General features: G+C 75.6%; 15 protein-coding genes. 5 read left to right on the top strand and 10 right to left on the bottom strand.

Annotated elements, in window-relative coordinates:
* The first annotated feature begins 86 nt into the window (after positions 1-86).
* Positions 87-926, top strand: a complete 840-nt coding sequence (locus ACYP53_RS06370; protein ID WP_459646858.1) for an AraC family transcriptional regulator — start codon at positions 87-89, stop codon at positions 924-926.
* Here ACYP53_RS06370 and ACYP53_RS06365 read toward each other — a convergent pair.
* The 5 genes from ACYP53_RS06365 to ACYP53_RS06345 all read right to left on the bottom strand — a co-directional run bounded on the left by ACYP53_RS06365 (position 908) and on the right by ACYP53_RS06345 (position 5,838).
* The gene (locus tag ACYP53_RS06365) at positions 908-1,618 is read right to left on the bottom strand and encodes a VC0807 family protein (protein WP_459646857.1); all 711 of its coding nucleotides are present in this window, start codon (positions 1,616-1,618) and stop codon (positions 908-910) included. The two genes, ACYP53_RS06370 and ACYP53_RS06365, sit on opposite strands and share 19 nt — an antisense overlap.
* A 124-nt stretch (positions 1,619-1,742) precedes the next feature.
* Positions 1,743-2,726, bottom strand: coding sequence for an ABC transporter substrate-binding protein (locus ACYP53_RS06360; protein WP_189919915.1), 984 nt, complete (start codon positions 2,724-2,726; stop codon positions 1,743-1,745).
* Between the two features lie 90 nt (positions 2,727-2,816).
* Positions 2,817-3,689 carry an ABC transporter ATP-binding protein gene (locus ACYP53_RS06355; protein WP_189919917.1) on the bottom strand — a complete coding sequence of 291 codons (873 nt, stop codon included), beginning with the start codon at positions 3,687-3,689 and terminating at the stop codon, positions 2,817-2,819.
* Positions 3,689-4,756, bottom strand: coding sequence for a FecCD family ABC transporter permease (locus tag ACYP53_RS06350; RefSeq protein WP_459646856.1), 1,068 nt, complete (start codon positions 4,754-4,756; stop codon positions 3,689-3,691). Before ACYP53_RS06350 ends, ACYP53_RS06355 begins: the two co-directional genes overlap by 1 nt.
* Positions 4,753-5,838 (bottom strand): FecCD family ABC transporter permease, encoded by a 1,086-nt coding sequence (locus ACYP53_RS06345; protein ID WP_459646855.1) that lies wholly within the window; start codon positions 5,836-5,838, stop codon positions 4,753-4,755. Before ACYP53_RS06345 ends, ACYP53_RS06350 begins: the two co-directional genes overlap by 4 nt.
* A gap of 99 nt (positions 5,839-5,937) precedes the next feature.
* On the opposite strand from ACYP53_RS06345, the gene ACYP53_RS06340 reads away from it, so the two are divergent.
* A complete protein-coding gene (locus ACYP53_RS06340) occupies positions 5,938-6,579 on the top strand; it encodes an HAD family hydrolase (RefSeq protein WP_459646854.1) in 642 nt (213 codons plus the stop codon).
* Positions 6,580-6,606: 27 nt separating this feature from the next.
* On the opposite strand, the gene ACYP53_RS06335 is transcribed toward ACYP53_RS06340, so the two are convergent.
* On the bottom strand, positions 6,607-6,837 hold the full coding sequence (locus tag ACYP53_RS06335; RefSeq protein WP_189919925.1) for a hypothetical protein: 231 nt from the start codon (positions 6,835-6,837) through the stop codon (positions 6,607-6,609).
* A gap of 472 nt (positions 6,838-7,309) precedes the next feature.
* On the opposite strand from ACYP53_RS06335, the gene ACYP53_RS06330 reads away from it, so the two are divergent.
* A complete protein-coding gene (locus ACYP53_RS06330) occupies positions 7,310-7,693 on the top strand; it encodes a cold-shock protein (protein ID WP_189919927.1) in 384 nt (127 codons plus the stop codon).
* A gap of 30 nt (positions 7,694-7,723) precedes the next feature.
* Here ACYP53_RS06330 and ACYP53_RS06325 read toward each other — a convergent pair whose 3' ends face one another.
* The 4 genes from ACYP53_RS06325 to ACYP53_RS06310 all read right to left on the bottom strand — a co-directional run bounded on the left by ACYP53_RS06325 (position 7,724) and on the right by ACYP53_RS06310 (position 11,397).
* Complete coding sequence (locus ACYP53_RS06325) at positions 7,724-8,578, bottom strand: 1,4-dihydroxy-6-naphthoate synthase (RefSeq protein WP_459646853.1); 855 nt, start codon at positions 8,576-8,578, stop codon at positions 7,724-7,726.
* Positions 8,579-8,589: 11 nt separating this feature from the next.
* Entirely contained in the window at positions 8,590-9,429 is an 840-nt protein-coding gene (locus ACYP53_RS06320; protein ID WP_459646852.1) for a futalosine hydrolase, read from the bottom strand.
* 10 nt (positions 9,430-9,439) lie between these two features.
* Positions 9,440-9,970, bottom strand: a complete 531-nt coding sequence (locus tag ACYP53_RS06315) for a hypothetical protein (protein WP_189919933.1) — start codon at positions 9,968-9,970, stop codon at positions 9,440-9,442.
* Between the two features lie 74 nt (positions 9,971-10,044).
* Positions 10,045-11,397 (bottom strand): MFS transporter, encoded by a 1,353-nt coding sequence (locus ACYP53_RS06310; RefSeq protein WP_308437599.1) that lies wholly within the window; start codon positions 11,395-11,397, stop codon positions 10,045-10,047.
* Between the two features lie 654 nt (positions 11,398-12,051).
* Between ACYP53_RS06310 and ACYP53_RS06305 the strand changes: the two genes are divergently transcribed.
* Together ACYP53_RS06305 and ACYP53_RS06300 are read left to right on the top strand one after the other, a co-directional pair.
* A complete protein-coding gene (locus tag ACYP53_RS06305) occupies positions 12,052-12,933 on the top strand; it encodes a DUF3027 domain-containing protein (RefSeq protein WP_189920121.1) in 882 nt (293 codons plus the stop codon).
* Positions 12,934-13,190: 257 nt separating this feature from the next.
* Positions 13,191-16,487 (top strand): sacsin N-terminal ATP-binding-like domain-containing protein, encoded by a 3,297-nt coding sequence (locus ACYP53_RS06300; RefSeq protein ID WP_459646851.1) that lies wholly within the window; start codon positions 13,191-13,193, stop codon positions 16,485-16,487.

Here is a 16,487-nt window from a genome sequence, read left to right as displayed (position 1 = left end):
AATCCGCCGGGAGTATGCCGGGGGTACGTCGTGCGGCGCGGGGTTCCCCCCGGAGGATCGACGCGGCGCTGCACTAGCCTGGCGCCATGACGGACGCTCCCGGACCCGAGCCCGGACCCGAGCCCGAGCCCGGACCCGGCCCCGAGCCCGTCCCCGACCTCGGCCGCGGCGTGCTCCACCCGGCCCGGGCCGCCGAGCTGATCAGCGTGGAGCGGCTGGCCCCCGCGCCCGCCGTGGCGCGGTTCGTCGAGTACTACTGGCTGGTGCGCTGGGACCTGCACGGCCTGCCCCCGTACGAGCAGAAGGTGCTCGCCCACCCCAACGTCCACCTGGTCTTCGAGGCCCCGCGGGCCCGGGTCTACGGGGTGGACCGTTCGCTCTTCGTCCGACGGCTGGAGGGCGCGGGGCACGTGCTGGGCGTGAAGTTCCGCCCGGGCGCCTTCCGTCCCTTCGCCGGCCGCCCGGTGGTCTCCCTCGCCGACCGGTCCGTCCCGGCCGCCGAGTTCTTCGGCCCGGAGGTGGACCGCCGCAACGCCGGGATCCTCGGCGAGCCGGCCGCCGCCCTGGCGGACGGCTTCCTGCTGCCCCGGCTGCCCGCGCCCGATCCGGTGGCGGAGGAGGTCGCCGTGATGGTGGAGCGGATCACCGCCGGGACGGACCTGCGCCGGGTGGACGAGCTGGCCCGCGAGCTGGGCGTGACCGTCCGCCGTCTCCAGCGGTTGTTCGCCGAGTACGTCGGGGTCTCCCCGAAGTGGGTGCTGCGCCGCGCCCGGCTGCACGAGGCCGCCGAACGGGCGGGCAGCGGCGGCGAGTTGGACTTGGCCGCACTCGCCGCCGAACTGGGCTACGCCGACCAGGCGCACCTGACCCGCGACTTCACCGCGGCGGTCGGCGTCCCCCCGGCCCGTTACGCGGCGGCGGGCTGACCGGCCTCCGCCGCGGCGGCGGCCGCTTCCGCCGCGGCGCGGCCCTTGGCGCTGGCCCGCTTGGCGTAGGCGATGGTGAAGTACACCAGCCCGCCGAGCACCACGTACGGAAGGATGTTGTTGACCGTGACGACCGTGCCGTGCGACAGGGTGTAGACCAGCACGATCCGCAGCACGGCCTCCAGGACGAAGGCCGTGCCCCACACGACGGTCAGGTTGCGCTGGACCCGGCGGAAGCCCGGGTACTGCCACATCGAGTTCCACCAGGCGACCATCTCCGGGGTGCCGTCGGTGGCGAACTTGCGCCCGAAGTAGAACATGATCGGCTTCGGCGCGGCGAGCGAGACCAGGTAGACCACGCCGAGCAGGCCGGAGACGAAGGAGTCCTTGGCCAGCAGCATCTTCGGATCGGTCGGCCCGACCAGCGAGACGACCAGGGTCAGGGCGACGAAGACCAGGGAGACCACGGCGAACTCGTCGATCCGGCGGTGCCAGAGCAGGTAGATCACGGTGTCGAGCACCGGCCCCAGGCCGGAGAGCAGGATGGCGGTGGATTCGCTGTAGCCGGCGTCGTGCAGCTGGTTGTAGATCATGATCGGCGCGACCACGTTGAAGCCGATGCTGATCAGCCAGCCGAGCGCGGCGGCCTTGCCCTTGCGGGCAGGGGCGGTCGGAGCTACCGCAGTTGACATGGTGTCGTCCCCCGGGATGAATGGTGTGATTGGCGGCCCATTGTGGCGGAATAGCCGCTCCACTGCACAACTCTCGGCGAGTCGACATGTCGTCAGTAGACCGACTAGGGCCCCAAGACGGGCCCTAAGCCCCGAGGAAACGCTGCAGTTCGTCCAGTACGTAGTTGGCCCCGGTGTAGCCGATCCCCTGGAACCACAGCTGGTCGTCGACCGGGAACGCCCGGTGCGCCTTGACCGCCCCCAGCGCCTGCCAGCCGGGGCTCGCCAGCACCGCGTCGGTGCCGGCCCGCTCCGGATCGCCGTAGGTCGCGTACAGCAGCAGGTCGCCGTCGGCCCTGCCGAGCTGGTCCGGCGGGACCTCGAAGTCCGACTGGTCGGTGTTCTGGGAGTCCGGCCGGCCGACCTGGGCGTCGGCGAGCACCGTCCCGGGGAAGCTCTGCCGGCCGTACAGCCGGATCCCGCCGCCCTCCACGAACCGCACCAGGCTGACCTTGCGGCCGGACAGCTTCGCGTCGGTCAGCGCCTGCGCGACCTGCCCGGCGTGCTTCTGGTACGAGTCGGCGAAGGCCTCCGCGGCCGCCTCCCGGCTCAACGCCTGGGCGTGCAGCCGGACGTTGGCCTTCCAGGGGGCGCCGGTGGTCTGGGTGAGCACGGTGGGGGCGAGCTCGCGCAGCTGATCGTACCGGTCGCCGTCGCGCGCCTGGTTGGAGAGGATCAGGTCCGGCCGCAGCGCCCGTACGGTCGGCAGGTCGGGTGCCCCGGCCGGGCCGACCAGCCGGATCCCGGTGGTCCGGGTGGCCGGCCAGTAGTCGGGGTAGCTGGTGTCGCGGGCGGGGAGGGCGGCGCCGACCGGGGTGATGCCGAGGGTCAGCGCGGAGTCGAGCACGTCGGTGTCCAGGACGACCACCCGCATCGGCTTGCCGGGCACCCGCACCGGCCCGGTGGCGGTGTTCACGGTCACCGGCGGCACCGGGACGGCGGACGGCGAGGCGCTCGGGTCGAGGCTGTCGGCGGTGCCGGGGGCCTGGTGCCGGACGCCGCCGGTGCACGCCGCGAGCGCGGCCCCGCCGAGGCCGGCGAGGAGGGTACGGCGGGTGATCCGGTGCATCGGCGGTCCTCGGGGAGCTCGGGGAGCGGGAGGGTCGGGGCGCCGTCGATTATGTCCGAATTGGTGCTTAAAGTGCCGTTAAGCGTGCCGTCAGGCCTCCACCACTGCGGCCTTCTCGGCCTCGGCCACCCACGGGGCGCCCGGCACGACCAGCGGCGTGCCCGTCACCGGATCCGGCACCACCACCGAGTCCAGCCCGAACACCTCCCGCACCAGCTCCGCCGTCACCACGTCCCCGGGCGGGCCCTGCGCGACGACCCGGCCGTCCCGCATGGCCACCAGGTGGTCGGCGTACCGGGCAGCCTGGTTGAGGTCGTGCAGCACGGCGACGACCGTCCGCCCGCGCTCCACGTTCAGCCGGCGCACCAGGTCCAGCACCTCCACCTGGTGGGCGATGTCCAGGTAGGTGGTCGGTTCGTCGAGCAGCAGGATGTCGGTGCCCTGGGCGAGCGCCATCGCGATCCAGGCGCGCTGGCGCTGGCCGCCGGACAGCTCGTCCATGCTGCGCTCGGCCAGGTCCGCGGTGGAGGTGCGCTCCAGCGCCTCGGAGACGGCCGCCTCGTCCTCCGGCGACCACTGCTGCCACCAGCTCTGGTGCGGCTGGCGGCCGCGCGAGACCAGGTCCGCCACCGAGATGCCCTCCGGGGCGGTGGGCGACTGCGGCAGCAGGCCGAGCCGCTGGGCGATCCGCTTGGTCGGGATCCGCGCCAGCTCCTGGCCGTCCAGCAGCACCGCGCCCGCGGCCGGCTTCAGCAGCCGGCCGAGGGCGCGCAGCAGGGTCGACTTGCCGCAGGCGTTCGGGCCGACGATCACCGTCACCCGCCCGTCCGGGATGCGGACGTCCAGGTCCTCGACGACCGTGCGCGCGTCGTAGGCGAGGGTGAGGCCCCGTGCCTCCAGACGGTGCCCGGACGACAGGCGCCCGGACGGCGGCTGGTCGGTGGACGGCTGGTGGGCGGACATCAGGAACCTCCACGGCGGGATCGGATCAGCAGCCACATCAGGTACGGCGCGCCGACCATGCCGGTCACCACGCCCACCGGCAGCTCGGTCGGCGCCAGCAGCCGCCGGGCGATCAGGTCGGCGAGGACCACCACCAGCGCGCCGGTCAGCGCCGAGCAGAACAGCGGGACCTGCGCCGAGCGGGCCAGCCGCAGCGCGATCTGCGGGGCCATCAGCGCGACGAAGTCGACCGGCCCGGCGGCCCCGGCCGCGCAGGAGGCCAGCACGATGCCCAGCAGCGCCATGCCGAGCCGGATCCGGTCCAGCCGCAGCCCGAGGCCGACGGCGGTCGCGTCGTCGAAGGAGATCGACCGCTGGGCGCGGGCCGCCCACAGCGCGACCGGCAGGGCGGCGAGCAGCACCCAGGCCAGCCAGCCGGCCTGGTCGTAGCCGGAGCCGTTCAGGCTGCCGGTCATCCAGACCTTGGCGGCCTGGGCCTGGAAGCCGTCGCCCTTGGTGAGGAACACCGAGGTGAGGGAGGAGAGGGCGACGCTGATCCCGATGCCGATCAGCACGAAGCGCTGCGCGTGCAGCCCGCGCCGCCAGGCCAGGGCGTACACCAGCAGCCCGGCGACCAGGCCGCCGGCCACCGCCGCGTACGGCGCCTGGCCGGTCGAGCCGACCACCCCGTACGCCGTCAGCCCGACCACGGTCGCGGTCGCGCCCCAGGTCACGCCCACCACGTCGGGGCTGGCCAGCGGGTTGCGGGCGACGGTCTGGATCAGCGCCCCGGCCAGCCCGAGCGCGGTGCCGACCAGCAGCCCGACGACCACCCGGGGCAGCCGGAACTCGCCGACCACCAGCTGGTCCGGGCTCGGCCGCCCGAGCACCACCTTCACCACCTCGGCGGGCGACACGGTGGACTCGCCCAGGCAGAGCGAGGCCACCACCGTCCCGGCGAGCGCCACCAGCAGCCCGAGCGCGACGAGCGCCGAGCGCCGGTGCAGCAGGAAGGACGCCCGCCCGGCCCGCACCACCGAGTAGCCGCGGAGCGTCACGCCACTCGTACCGGAGGAGAGCGGGGTCACGCCGCCACCACCTTCCGGCGGCGGACCAGGGCCACCAGCACCGGGACGCCGACCAGGGCGGTCATCACGCCCGCCGGCACCTCGGACGGCGGGAACAGGACCCGGCCGAGGGTGTCGGCGAGCAGCAGCAGGGCCGGGCCGAGGACGGCGGAGAACGCGAGCACCCAGCGGTGGTCGGCGCCGGCGAGCGCCCGGGCCGCGTGCGGAACGGCGAGGCCGACGAAGGCGATCGGGCCGGCTGCCGCGACCGCCGAGCCGGTGAGGACGGTCGCGCCGAGCGCGCCGACCGCCCGGACCAGGCCGGTCCTGGCGCCCAGCCCCTTGGCCGTGTCGTCGCCGAGCGCCAGCGCGTCCAGTCCGCGGGCCACCGCGACGACCAGCACCGTGCCGACCGCGAGGAACGGCAGCAGCTGCCAGGCCACGTCCGAGGTCCGCCCGGAGAGCGAGCCGACGTGCCAGAAGCGGAACCGGTCCATGGTGGCCGCGTCCGTGGTCAGCACCAGGGTGTTGAGCGAGGCGATGAACGCGGACATCGCCGAGCCGGCCAGCGCCAGCTTGATCGGGGTCGCCCCGCCCCGGCCGCGGCCGGCGAGGCCGTAGACCAGCACGGTGGCGATCACGGCGCCCGCGAAGCCGAACCAGACGTACCCGGTGAGGGTGGAGACGCCGAAGCCGGAGATGGCGACCACCACGCCGGCCGCCGCGCCCTGGGAGACGCCGAGGATGCCGGGGTCGGCGATCGGGTTGCGGGTCAGGCCCTGCATGACGGCCCCGGCCAGGCCGAGCGCCGCGCCGACGGCCAGGCCGACGACCGTGCGCGGCACCCGCAGCTCGCGGATCACCACGGCGTTCGCGGTGCTGCCGCCGTGCAGCAGGGCGTCGAGGGTCTCGCCGAACGGGACGGTCCGGCTGCCGACCGCGAGGCTCAGCAGCACCGCGGCGGCCAGCACGGCCAGGGCGGCGGCGAGCCACGGTATTCGGTGCCGCGCCGTGCGGCTCGTCGGCGTATGGCCCGGCGCATGGTTCGACGCGCGGTTCGGCGGGCACGGCGCGCCGGGCGGTGCGGTGGTGTCGTCGGTCATGGGCCCTCTCCGCGGACAACTCAGGCAAACCTAAGTTCCGCCGTGAAGCCGGGGCAAATTGCCTCGTGGGCCGGGGGGTCCGTTGGATAGCCTGGCGGCATGCCCGAGACCTTGCAGGCCCCGCTCACCGTCGGCTTCGACCTCGACATGACGCTGTTGGACACCCGGCCGGGTATCCGCGCCACCTATCTGGCGCTCTCCGCCGAGACCGGCACCCTCATCGACGCCGACCTGGTGGTCACCCGGCTCGGCCCGCCGTTGCTGGACGAGATGCGCAACTGGTTCCCGGAGGCGGAGGTGGAGCGGGCCGCGACGCGCTACCGCGAGCTCTACCGCGAGTACGCCTTCGCCCCGACCGTGGCGCTGCCCGGCGCGCACGCCGCCGTCGACGCGGTCCGCGCGCACGGCGGCCGGGTCGCCGTGATCACCGGCAAGTACGAGCCGAACGCCCTCCTGCATCTGGAGCACGCCGGGATGTCGGCGGACACCGTGATCGGCGACCTGTGGGCGGAGACCAAGGGCGATGCGCTGCGGGAGCACGGCGCGAGCATCTACGTCGGCGACCACCTCGGCGACATCCGGGGCGCCAAGCACGCGGACGCCGTGGCGGTCGCCGTGGCCACCGGCCCGTACGGAGCGGACGAGCTGCGCGAGGCCGGGGCGGACGTGGTGCTGGCGGACCTCACCGCCTTCCCGGACTGGCTCGCCCGCCACCTGGCCGACCTTCAGTCCGCCGCCTGACCGGTCAGGGCGCGTCCGAGGGGCCGGTTACGGCGCGACCCGGCGGCGCTGGGCGCGCGCGTTCAGGAACAGCCCGGTCAGCGCCGACAGGAAGCCCGCCGGCATCAGCATGCTCAGCCAGTACGCGGCCGTCGGCAGCGGCGTCAGGTGCAGGAACAGCGGGACGAAGGTGACCAGGGTGGCGACCGCGCCGAGCCCGAAGACGATCACCCCGGCCTTGACGTACACGTCGCCGGGATCGGCGCTCTGGCTGCTCACGTCTGCTCACTCCTCGGGGCGGGACCGGACGGCCCCCAGTCTGGCAGAGCGCCCGGGCGCACCGCCCACCGGAGCGGTCCGGTCACGTTGCGCAGTTTCCCGGCAGCTCAACGTTTTGATCCCTGCTGAGCGGGGGTATGCAGGGGGTGCCGAGGGGCGCTACAGGTGCGTCCCGCGTTCTCAGACCCGGGGGTGTGAGCCGATGGACAGCGCAGTGGCGCGACCCGGCCGTGCCAGTACCGGGTCGCCCGTGGCGGCGAGATCCCCGCGCGCCCGACGCCCCGAGCGGGCCTGGGGCGCGGATCCTTCGCGGAACACGGACGAGGCGGTCACGGACCGTTAGTCTGCTCCTGACAGCGTGCTGACCGTGAGCGCCCGCGGGCGCCGAGCCGAGGTCGCCCGCATCTTCCCACCACCCAGTGATCCCCGGCCATGACCGGGATCCCTCACACCCATTCGAGGACTGTTCGAGATGCCCACCGGCCAGGTCAAGTGGTTCAACGAGACGAAGGGCTTCGGCTTCCTGTCGCGCGACGACGGCGGCGACGTCTTCGTCCACACCAAGGCGCTGCCCGCCGGTGTCACCGTGCTGAAGCCCGGTCAGCGGGTCGAGTTCGGCGTGGTCGCCGGCCACCGCGGCGACCAGGCGATGGGCGTGCAGCTGCTGGACGCGCTGCCCTCGGTGGCCGCCGCCCAGCGCAAGAGCGCCGACGACATGGCCCCGATCGTCCAGGACCTGATCACCACCCTGGACGCGGTGCTGCCCGGCCTCCAGCGCGGTCGCTACCCCGCCAAGCCGACCGGCCAGAAGCTGGCCGGCCTGCTGCGCGCGGTGGCCGACCAGTTCGACGTCTGAGGTCCGCGCCCGAGGTCCCGCGCGGCGGGACTACCCGAACGCGAGCGCACCCGGGTCGAGCGGGGGCACCAGCCCCTCGTCGGCGGCCCGGGTGAGCAGCGCGCGGACGGCCGCGTAGCCCTCCTCGCCGAGGTCCTCGGTGAACTCGGTGACGTACAGCCCGATGTGCTGCCGCGCGACGTCCAGGTCCATCTCCTGGGCGTGCGCCAGCACGTACTCCCGGCTGGCCTCCGGGTCCGCCCAGGCCCGTCGGACGGAGGCGCGGACGGCGTCGGTGAGCGCCCGCAGCCGTTCGGCGCCGAGCGAGCGCCTGGCGACGATCGCGCCCAGCGGGATCGGCAGGCCGGTCTCGTCCTCCCAGGCCTCGCCCATGTCGGCCAGGCTGTGCAGGCCGTACTGCCCGTACGTGAAGCGGGCCTCGTGGATCACCAGGCCGGCGTCCACCCGGCCGTCCCGGACGGCGGGCATGATCTCGTGGAACGGCAGCACGACGATCTCGCCGAAGCCGCCCGGCACCGCCTTCGCCGCCCAGAGCCGGAACAGCAGGTAGGCGGTGGACCGCTCGGAGGGCACCGCGACGGTCTTCCCGGTGAGGTCCGCGGGGGAGGCCACGCCCGGCAGGGTGAGCACCAGCGGGCCGCAGCCGCGCCCGAGCGCGCCGCCGCAGGGCAGCAGGGTGTACTCGTCCAGGACCCACGGCAGCGCGCCGTAGCTGATCTTCAGGACGTCCAGCTCGCCGCGCTCGGCCAGGCCGTTGGTGACGTCGATGTCGGCGAAGGTCACCTCGGGGACGTCCGCCCCGGGCACCAGGCCGTGCGCCCAGGCGTGGAAGACGAAGGTGTCGTTCGGGCAGGGCGAGTACGCGATGCTCAGCCGTTCAGCCACGGCCGGCCTCCTCAATCGGTTCGTGGAGCGGCAGCCGGTTCATGGGCGGGCGCTGTCGCCGGTTCGTGGACGGGCACCGAGGCCAGTTCGTGGACGGGCACCGAGGCCAGTTCGTGGACGGGCAGCGCGGCGAAGGCCCGCTCCAGGGCGCCCAGGGCCTCGCCGATCCGCCAGGCGGCCCGGTCGCGCGGGCCCACCGGGTTGGAGACGGTGCGCAGTTCGAGGGCCGGCACGCCGTACCGGGCGGCGGCCTCGGCCACGCCGAAGCCCTCCATCGCCTCGGCCGCGGCGCCGGGGTGGCGGGCGGCCAGCTCGGCGGCCCGCGCGGCGCTGCCGGTGACGGTGGAGACGGTCAGCACCGGGCCGGTGACGGCACCCTGGCCGTCCGGGCCGGCCAGCGCCGCCGCGACCAGCGCGACGACGGCCGGGGGCGGGGTGTGCCGGGTGGTGCCGAAACCCAGCTCGGCGACGTCGGCGAAGCCCTCGGGGGTCTCGGCGCCGAGGTCCGCGGCCACGATCGCGTCGGCCACCACCGTGGCACCGACCGGGGCGTGCGGGGCGAAGCCGCCGGCGATCCCGGCCGAGACGACCAGGGCGTACGGGCGGGCGGCCAGCGCGGTGGCGGCGGCGGCCGCGGCGGCGGCCGGGCCGACCCCGGCGGCCAGGACGTCCACCGGGGCCTCCTCGGCCCGGTGCAGCGTGCCGCCGGGCAGCGGCAGCGCGGCGGACCCGCCGGGCAGGCCGCGCAGGACGGCCTCCGCCTCGGCGGCCACCGCGACGACGACGAGCAGCCGGGCCCGCCCGGGGCCCGACTGCTCGTGCTCGCCGTTGCCGGCGTCGTGCGCGGTCATCGCAGGACCGTCAGCTGTCCTGGGTGTTCAGCTGGAAGTACCAGACGGCGATCGGGTTGTCCGAGTTCTTGTCGCCCTCGACCACGGTGACCAGGGTCTTGCCGCTGGCGTTGAGCACCTTGTTCGCCTGCTGGGCACCGGACCAGGTCGGGCCCTTGGCGTACACCGCCAGGCTGGTGCGCCCGCCGCTGCTGGAGGAGCCGCCGTTGGTGAACGCCCACCAGCCAGAGTCGGCCACGTTCGGGGAGACCCCGACGCCGACCCGGTCGCTCGCCACCACGTCCGAGCTCGGCAGGGTGCCGTTCTTCAGGGCGTCCTGGGCGTCCTCCTGGCACTTCTGCTGGAGGTCCTCGGTGAGCGGGCTGCCGTTGTTCCAGCACAGCGGCTGCGCCACGAACGAGGAGTTGCCGACCGTGAGGGTGGCCTGGTGCGAGATGTGCTCGGTCTGGTCGGCAGCGATGGCGACGGAGGTGCCCACCGTGGCGGCGCCGACCACGACGACGGCGCCGAGGGCGGCGATGGCACGGGAATTGAGGCTCATGGGATCAGAATCTACCGGGCCTGGCCGATCACGCTACGCGGGGGTCGGCCACCGCGTGTTGCCGCGCCGCCCGGTCAGGCCACCCGGGGCGTCGCCGGGTGCCTGCGCAGGCCCACCCGGAAGAGCGAGCGGAACGTCCACAGCAGCATCAGGCCCACCACCGCGGCGGCGACCGACAGGCCCAGCTCGCCGTTGAGCGGCAGCAGGATGCCGACCGCGCCGCCGGCCACCCAGGACATCTGCATCAGCGTCTCCGAACGGGCGAAGGCCGAGGTCCGCACCGCCTCCGGGACGTCCCGCTGGATCAGCGCGTCCAGTGCCAGCTTGCCCAGCGAGGCCGCCATGCCGGCGACGGCAGCGACCAGGATCACCGTCACCACGCCGTACCAGAGCGCGGCCGCCGCCGTCACACAGGTCGCCAGCAGCAGCATCGCGGTGACCGTCGCCTCCGGCCCGCGGGTGCGCAGCCAGGAGCCGAGCACCGAGCCGAGCGCGTTGCCGGTACCCGCCGCCAGCGCCACCAGCCCCAGCGCCAGGGTCGGCCGCAGCCCGCCGATCGGCTCCTCCCGCAGCAGGAAGGCCAGGAACATCACCAGGAAGCCGACCAGCCACTTCATCGCCGACATCGCCCGCAGCGCCAGGATCACCGAGGGGCCGACGGTGCGCAGCGAGGCCTTCACCGGGGGCGGCCGGTGGGGGAGCAGGTGCGAGCCCTCGCCGTGCACCTCGGCGTGCAGGACGGCGCGCTGCTCGCCCTTGGCCGAGTCCACGGTGTGCGGCAGGTGGAAGGCCATCAGGGTGCCGATCACGAACACCAGGAAGGCGCCGCGCAGCGGCCAGCCCGGGCCGATCAGGTGCAGCAGCCCGCCCGCCGCGGCCGCCACGCCGGTGGCCAGCAGCCCGGCCAGGGTGACCCGGGAGTTCGCCTTCACCAGGGAGAGCCGGCTCGGCAGCAGCCGGGGCACCACGACGCTGCGCACCACCCCGTACGCCTTGGACGCGACCAGCACGCCCAGCGCCTCCGGGTAGAGCGCGAGGCCGCCGCCGGAGATCACCCCGGCCATCGTCCAGGCCAGGACGGCCCGGGCCAGCATCGACATCGCCATGGCGGCCCGGCGGCCGTGCGGCAGCCGGTCGAGCAGCGGGCCGATCACCGGGGCCAGCAGGGCGAACGGGGCCATCGTGATGAGCAGGTAGAGCGCCACCCGGCCGCGGGCCTCGCCGGTGGGCACCGAGAAGAAGATGGTGGAGGCCAGCGCGATGGTGATCAGCATGTCGCCGAAGGAGTTCAGCGCGTGCAGCTCGATCAGCTTGGCGAGGCCGGACTCGCCCGCGCCCTCGGCAGAGGTGGCCCGGCGGATCCGGCGGCCGGTGCCGTGCACCACCTTGCCGGTGCGGGAGCCGGCGGCGGAGGCGGTGCGGACCAGGAAGTGGCGGCGGGGCTCGGGGACCTCCTCCTCCAGGTCCTCGTCGAGGGCGGCGAGGTGGCGGGCGTGGGGGTCGTCCGGGCCGGGGGTGGTCTCCCCGGCGGGATCCGGCGGCTCCGCGGGTCCTGAAGGTGCGGCGGGTCCTGCCGGTGCGGCCCCTTCCGAGGGCTTCGCCGGCTTGACCAGGCTGACGGGACCGGCGGGACCGGAGTCCCCGGCGGGCGCCCCGGGGCGGTCCGCCGGCTGCGGTTCGCCCGCGCCGGGGACCGGCTGCTGTCGCGGCACGGCGTCCGCCTCGTCGGGGCTGCCGGCCTGCGAGGGGCGCAGTGCGTGCTGCGACGGGTCGTCGTCCGCCACATGCCCATCCTGCCCCAGATTCGCCGCGCCGACGCGGGATTGTGCCCGGCTCGGCGCGGCCGCGGAACGCTTGCGTCCGCCCCGGACTGTGCCGGGGCACCGACCGGCGGGTAGCCTGCCCAGGGTCCGCCCGACGGGGCGCCGGAGCGTCGGCAGGCCGTGCGAGCGGCGCGGCCGGTACCCGAGGGGGCCTCCGGTCGCGCAGAATGGACGAGGGACTACCGAGCCGCGACGGAACAGGCAACACGCCGTGGGCGACAGAAGAACTGGGAGAGAATCGACGCCGTGAGTGCTGCGATGCGAAGCCGTACCCCCGACCGGCTCTGTGCCGAGGCCGTCGAACTCGCCCGCCAGGCCGCCGAGGAGGCCGTCGGTGCGGAGGCCGTCGGTCCGCACCTCGATGTGCAGGCGGACGCCGACCGCGTCGTCACCCATACCTTCGAGTGTCTGGACGCGGCCTACCGCGGCTGGCACTGGGCGGTCACCGTCGCCCGCGCCCCGCGCGCCAAGAACGTCACCCTGGACGAGGTCGTGCTGCTGCCCGGCGCCGACGCGGTGCTGGCACCCCAGTGGGTGCCGTGGAGCGAGCGGCTGCGTCCCGGCGACATGGGCCCGGGCGACCTGCTGCCGACCGACGCCGACGACCTGCGGCTGGAGCCGGGCTGGACCGGCGAGGACGAGCCCGCGCCGAACTCCGCGATCGCCCTGGCGGACGACGAGGACCTGGTCGTCACCGACCCGCACGTCCAGCCCGCCCCGGCCCGCGCCCGGATCGACGCCGTCGCCGCCGAGCTCGGCCTGGGCCGCAGCCGGGTGCTCTCCCGGCTCGGCCTGCACCTGGCGGCCGACCGCTGGGAGAAGGCCCACGGCTCGCAGACCCCGATGGCGCAGGCCGCGCCCGCCTCGTGCAACAGCTGCGGCTTCCTGATCCCGATCGGCGGCTCGCTCGGGCAGGCCTTCGGCGTGTGCGGCAACGAGTTCGGCCCGGCCGACGGCCAGATCGTCTCCTTCGCGTACGGCTGCGGCGGGCACTCCGAGGCGGCCGTCATCCCGGCCCCGCCGGCGCCGTCCGAGCTGATCCTGGACGAGCTGGTGGTCGAGCCCCTGCAGCTCCACCCGGACCGCACCTCCGGCTCCGTCGAGCCCGACGCCCCGGCCGAGGAGCTCGGCCACTCCTGAGCGATCCGCCGTCGGCCCGCCCCACCACCCCGGTGCGGCGGGCCGACGCCGTTCCCGGGCCCCTCAGTGGCCCCCGGCGGCCCGTCAGCGCCCCCCTCGGCAGGTCCCTCGGCGCTCCCTCGGCGGCCCGTCAGCGGCCTCTCAGCGCCCCGTCAGCGGCCCGGCGGGGCGGCCTGCGGGGGCCGTGGTCGGGAGCAGTCGGTGGGGCAGGGAAGAATGCCCTACGACGTACAGGGCGGCGGAAGGTGGCAGGTCCAGTGGAACCTCGGATCATCGGCAGCGGCACGGACGAGCACCCCGCGGACGCCTTCGGGAGTGCCGCGCTGCGGCGGCGGGTGCTGGACGCCTGGGCCGCCTCGCCGGCCCGGTTCCGCGAGGACGCCAACGCCGAGGAGGAGCTGGCGCTCGGCGGCTACCGGGACCGCCTGGTGGTCGAGCTGGCGCAGAACGCGGCCGACGCGGCGGTCCGCGCCGGGCACGGCCCCGGGCGGCTGCGGCTGACCCTCGCCGACGGCGTGCTCGCCGCCGCCAACACCGGCGCCCCGCTGGACGCGGCGGCCGTCGAGTCGCTGTCCACCCTGCGGGCCTCCTCCAAGCGCGGTGAGCAGCCCGCCGTGGGCCGCTTCGGGGTCGGTTTCGCCGCCGTCCTCGCGGTCACCGACGAGCCCGCGGTGCTCGGTGCCGGCGGCGGGGTGCGCTGGTCGCTCGGCGAGGCCCGCTCGCTCGCCGAGGCGCAGCCCGCGCTGGCCGACGAGCTGCGCCGCCGGGACGGCCACGTGCCGCTGCTGCGGCTGCCGTTCGCGGCCGAGGGCCCGGCGCCCCAGGGCTACGACACGGTGGTCGTGCTGCCGATGCGGGACGCCGCCGCCGAGGACCTGACCCGCCGTCTGCTGGCCGCGATCGACGACGCGTTGCTGCTCACCCTGCCGGGCCTGGCCGAGGTCGTGGTGGAGACCCCGGAGGGCACCAGGACGCTCACCCGGGCCGCCGCCGAGACCCGCCCGGACGGCGTCACCGAGGTCACCGTGACCGACGACGCGGGCGGGCGGCTGCGGCAGACGGTCTGGCAGACCGCCGGCGCCTCCGGCCGGCTGGACGCCGAGCTGCTCGTCGACCGGCCCACCGAGGAGCGCGCCCGCCCGTACTGGACGGTGACCTGGGCCGTCCCGGTCGGCGCGGACGGCGCCCCGCAGCAGCCCGGCATCGCGTCGGTGGTGCACGCGCCGACCCCCAGCGACGAGCCGATCGGCCTGCCCGCGCTGCTGATCGCCTCCTACCCGCTGGACTCCACCCGCCGGCACGTGGCGCCCGGCCCGCTGGCGGACTTCCTCACCGAGCGCGCCGCCGACAGCTACGCCGACCTGCTGCGCGCCCGCGGCGCCGACCTCGGCTCGCTCGGCCTGGTGCCCGGGCCGCTCGGCCAGGGCGCGCTGGACAACGCGCTGCGCACGGCGGTGCTGTCCCGGCTGCCGGGCACGCCGTTCCTGCCGCACCCGGCGCCGGTCGAGGAGGGCACCCCCGCGCTGCGGCCCCGGGACGCGACGCTGCTGGAGGGCGCGGACGGCTCGGTGGTGGAGGCGCTCGCGCCGATCTTCCCCGGGCTGCTGCCGGCCGGTCTGGAGCGCCGCACCGAGCTGCGGGTGCTGAACGTGCGCCGGGTGCCGCTGGCCGACGTGGTGGACCAGCTCGGCGGCCTGGACCGTGAGCCCGGCTGGTGGCGCAACCTGTACGCGGCGCTCGGCGGGGCCGACCCGGAGGCGCTCGGCGCGCTGCCCGTGCCGCTGGCGGACGGCCGGACGGTGACCGGGCCGCGGCGCGTCCTGCTGCCCTCCGAGGACGCCGACTGGGCGGCCTTCCCGGGCTACCCCGAGTCGCTGGCCGGCGCGCTGGCCGCGCTCGACCTGCGGCTGGCCCACCCCGAGGCCGCGCACCCGCTGCTGGCCAAGCTCGGCGCGGGCACCGCCACCCCGGCCGGGGTGCTGGACACGCCCGAGGTGCGGGCCGCCGTGGCCCGCTCCTACGCGCTGGCCGAGGACGACCTGGACGCCGCGCTCGAACTCGCCGACGCCGTCCTGGCCCTGGTGAAGGCCGCCGGCACGGAGCCGGGCGAGCACCCCTGGCTGGCCCGGCTGGCACTGCTCGACGACGAGGGCGAGCCGGCCCGCGCGGGCGAACTCGTGCTGCCCGGAAGCCCGTTCGCCGCGCTCGCGCGCGAGGAGGACGCCGGCTGGGTGGAGGACGAGCTGCTGGAGCGCTGGGGGCCGGAGGTGCTCACGGCCGTCGGCGTGCTGGCGGACTTCGTTCTGGTGCGCGCCGAGGACGTGGTGCTCGACCCGGACGACCTGGAGCGGCTCGACCCCACCGTCCCCGCGGACCGGGCGGCCGGCGGCCACCCCACCGGCCTGCTGGACGAGGCGCCGGACGGGCTCGCCGAGTGGGCCGAGGACGCGCTGGAGGCCCTGCAGGCGGACGAGGCGGTCGGCGTCCCGCCGGTGGCCGCCGAACTGCTGGCGGTGCGCGACCTCGACCTGGTGGACGACGACGCCTGGCCCGAGGCGCTCGCCGCGCTGGCCCGCCCGCCCTACCGGGACGCCGTGGTCGACCCGGTGCGCACCCTGCTGCCGGACGGCTCGTACGCCGACCTGCCGCCGTACACCGCGTGGTGGCTGCGCGACCACCCGGTGCTGGGCGGCCGCGAGCCCGCCGGGCTGCGCGCAGCCGGGGCGGACCCGCTGCTGCGCGGCCTCTACGACGAGGCGCGCACCACCCTGGACGACCAGTTCCTGCACGCGCTCGGGGTGCGCACCACGCTGGCCGCGCTGCTCGCCGAGCCGCACGGGCCGGACGAGGTGCTGGACCGGATGACCGATCCGGCCGTCGAGCTCGGGCACCGTCAACTGCACGGGCTGCACAGCGCGTTGGCCCGGGTCGAGGTGGAGCGGATCGAGTCGCTGGACGTGGTGCGGGCGCTGCCGCCGCTGGACCCGGCCACCGGGCGCCGGCCGGCCCACACCGTGGTGGTGGACGCCACCGAGGCGGTCGTCGCCGACGCCCCCGACCTCGTGCAGCTGCTGCACCCGTACCCGCTGCTGCCGGTCGCCCCGGCGCTAGCGGCCGACCTCGCCGAGCGGCTGCACGTCTCGCTGGCCAGCGAGGTGGCCGGTGGCCGGGTGCTCTCCGAGGGCGTGCTGCACCGGGTCCCCGCCGTGGTGCGGGAGCTGCTGCCCGGCTGCCCGGTCGCGTACGAGGAGCACGAGGAGCTGCTGGTCGTCGGGCCGGACGGCGGCGAGGCCGCGGTGGACTGGCGGTGGGACACCGGGGCGGACGCGCCGGAGCCGCCGTACGACCCGGACCTGGCCGAGGCCGGGGACGAGGACGACGAGTTCGAGGTCCCGCCGGTGCCCGGCCTGCTGCACGCGGCCACCCCGGAGGGCCTGGCGGCCGGGCTCGCCTGGTCGGTCGGGCAGTGGCACCGGCGCTTCGAGGTGCTGGCCGCGCTCAGCGAGCCGGACCGGGCGTACGAGCTGTCGGCGGCCCGGGACTTCGAGGGCTGA

This window comes from Kitasatospora sp. Ki12, assembly GCF_054601375.1.
Note: the sequence above shows the minus strand (reverse complement) of the source record. Positions and strands in the feature narration are given on the sequence as shown.

Bases quoted from the DNA above. Each gene is read 5' to 3' on its own strand.
- ACYP53_RS06370 (WP_459646858.1), top strand. From the start codon at position 87: ATGACGGACGCTCCCGGACCCGAGCCCGGACCCGAGCCCGAGCCCGGA.
- ACYP53_RS06365 (WP_459646857.1), bottom strand. From the start codon at position 1,618: ATGTCAACTGCGGTAGCTCCGACCGCCCCTGCCCGCAAGGGCAAGGCC.
- ACYP53_RS06360 (WP_189919915.1), bottom strand. From the start codon at position 2,726: ATGCACCGGATCACCCGCCGTACCCTCCTCGCCGGCCTCGGCGGGGCC.
- ACYP53_RS06355 (WP_189919917.1), bottom strand. From the start codon at position 3,689: ATGTCCGCCCACCAGCCGTCCACCGACCAGCCGCCGTCCGGGCGCCTG.
- ACYP53_RS06345 (WP_459646855.1), bottom strand. From the start codon at position 5,838: ATGACCGACGACACCACCGCACCGCCCGGCGCGCCGTGCCCGCCGAAC.
- ACYP53_RS06340 (WP_459646854.1), top strand. From the start codon at position 5,938: ATGCCCGAGACCTTGCAGGCCCCGCTCACCGTCGGCTTCGACCTCGAC.
- ACYP53_RS06330 (WP_189919927.1), top strand. From the start codon at position 7,310: ATGCCCACCGGCCAGGTCAAGTGGTTCAACGAGACGAAGGGCTTCGGC.
- ACYP53_RS06320 (WP_459646852.1), bottom strand. From the start codon at position 9,429: ATGACCGCGCACGACGCCGGCAACGGCGAGCACGAGCAGTCGGGCCCC.
- ACYP53_RS06315 (WP_189919933.1), bottom strand. From the start codon at position 9,970: ATGAGCCTCAATTCCCGTGCCATCGCCGCCCTCGGCGCCGTCGTCGTG.
- ACYP53_RS06305 (WP_189920121.1), top strand. From the start codon at position 12,052: ATGCGAAGCCGTACCCCCGACCGGCTCTGTGCCGAGGCCGTCGAACTC.